This window comes from Actinoplanes auranticolor (genome assembly GCF_018332655.1).
GTDB lineage: Bacteria > Actinomycetota > Actinomycetes > Mycobacteriales > Micromonosporaceae > Actinoplanes > Actinoplanes auranticolor.
Map to the genome: position 1 here is coordinate 1 of NZ_BOQL01000103.1, position 2,500 is coordinate 2,500.

Genomic DNA, 2,500 nt, shown 5'->3' on the forward strand with positions numbered 1-2,500 from the left:
GGGGTGGTTGTTTGCTGTGAATCACACAGTGGACGCGTCGAGCAAAAAGTTTAATGTAGTTAAGCCCTCGGCCTATTAGTACCGGTCGACTGAACCTATTACTAGGCTTACATCTCCGGCCTATCAACCCAGTCGTCTAGCTGGGAGCCTTACCCACTCAAGGTGGTGGGATACCTCATCTCGAAGCGAGCTTCCCGCTTAGATGCTTTCAGCGGTTATCCCTTCCGAACGTAGCCAACCAGCCGTGCCCCTGGCGGGACAACTGGCACACCAGAGGTTCGTCCGTCCCGGTCCTCTCGTACTAGGGACAGCCCTTCTCAAGTATCCAACGCGCACGGCGGATAGGGACCGAACTGTCTCACGACGTTCTAAACCCAGCTCGCGTACCGCTTTAATGGGCGAACAGCCCAACCCTTGGGACCTGCTACAGCCCCAGGATGCGACGAGCCGACATCGAGGTGCCAAACCATCCCGTCGATATGGACTCTTGGGGAAGATCAGCCTGTTATCCCCGGGGTACCTTTTATCCGTTGAGCGACACCGCTTCCACTCGCAAGTGCCGGATCACTAGTCCCGACTTTCGTCCCTGCTCGACCTGTCAGTCTCACAGTCAAGCTCCCTTGTGTACTTACACTCAACACCTGATTGCCAACCAGGCTGAGGGAACCTTTGGGCGCCTCCGTTACCTTTTAGGAGGCAACCGCCCCAGTTAAACTACCCACCAGACACTGTCCCTCGACCCGATCAGGGCCGCAAGTTAGATACCCAAATCCAACAGAGTGGTATTTCAAGATTGCCTCCACCCGAACTGGCGTCCGGACTTCACAGGCTCCCACCTATCCTACACAATTACATTCGGATACCAATGTCAAGCTATAGTAAAGGTCCCGGGGTCTTTCCGTCCTGCCGCGCGTAACGAGCATCTTTACTCGTACTGCAATTTCGCCGGGCCTGTGGTTGAGACAGTGGGGAAGTCGTTACGCCATTCGTGCAGGTCGGAACTTACCCGACAAGGAATTTCGCTACCTTAGGATGGTTATAGTTACCACCGCCGTTTACTGGCGCTTAAGTTCTCCGCCTCGCCCCGAAAGGCTAACAGGTCCCCTTAACGTTCCAGCACCGGGCAGGCGTCAGTCCATATACATCGTCTTACGACTTGGCATGGACCTGTGTTTTTAGTAAACAGTCGCTTCCCCCTGCTCTCTGCGGCCATACCACGCTCCACCCGCAAGGGGCTTCACGCGTCCGGCCCCCCTTCTCCCTAAGTTACGGGGGCAATTTGCCGAGTTCCTTAACCACAGTTCGCCCGTCGCCTCGGTATTCTCTACCTGACCACCTGTGTCGGTTTGGGGTACGGGCCGCTCGGAACATCGCTAGAGGCTTTTCTCGGCAGCATAGGATCACTGACTTCACCTGAATCGGCTCGGCATCACGTCTCAGCCTCATGTGTCACGGATTTGCCTATGACACGGCCTACACGCTTACCCCGGCACAACCACCGGCCGGGATCAGCTACCTTCCTGCGTCACCCCATCGCTAAACTACTACCTGTCAGGTTCCCAGACTCCACACCCTTGACCCGAAAGTCGCCGGCGCTTCGCGTGGTTAGCACAACAAGGTTCGTCTTGGGCGCTCCTTTGCGGGTACGGGAATATCAACCCGTTATCCATCGACTACGCCTCTCGGCCTCGCCTTAGGCCCCGACTCACCCAGGGCGGATTAGCCTGGCCCTGGAACCCTTGGTCATCCGGCGGAAGGGTTTCTCACCCTTCATTCGCTACTCATGCCTGCATTCTCACTCGTGCAACCTCCACGGCTAGGTCACCCTGCCGCTTCACCGGTAGCACGACGCTCCCCTACCGACCCACACACCTGGATCCGATCTTCAAGAGACCAAACCGGGTTAATATGTGAGTCCCACAGCTTCGGCGGTGTGCTTGAGCCCCGCTACATTGTCGGCGCGGAACCACTTGACCAGTGAGCTATTACGCACTCTTTAAAGGATGGCTGCTTCTAAGCCAACCTCCTGGTTGTCTATGCGACCCCACATCCTTTTCCACTTAGCACACGCTTAGGGGCCTTAGCTGGTGATCTGGGCTGTTTCCCTCTCGACTACGAAGCTTATCCCCCGCAGTCTCACTGCCGCGCTCTCACTTACCGGCATTCGGAGTTTGGCTGATTTCGGTAAGCTTGTAGGCCCCCTAGACCATCCAGTGCTCTACCTCCGGCAAGAAACACACGACGCTGCACCTAAATGCATTTCGGGGAGAACCAGCTATCACGGAGTTTGATTGGCCTTTCACCCCTAACCACAGGTCATCCCCCAACTTTTCAACGTTGGTGGGTTCGGTCCTCCACGCAGTCTTACCCACGCTTCAACCTGCCCATGGCTAGATCACCCCGCTTCGGGTCTAGAACATGCGACTCAAACGCCCTCTTCAGACTCGCTTTCGCTACGGCTACCCCACACGGGTTAACCTCGCCACATGCCACTAACTCG

1 rRNA gene (cut by a window edge) is annotated in these 2,500 nt (G+C 56.5%); it reads right to left on the reverse strand.

Going from position 1 to position 2,500, the window contains the following annotated elements:
• Nucleotides 1-55: 55 nt before the first annotated feature.
• Nucleotides 56-2,500: ribosomal RNA gene (locus tag Aau02nite_RS45530) — 23S ribosomal RNA — on the reverse strand (it continues 668 nt past the right edge of the window).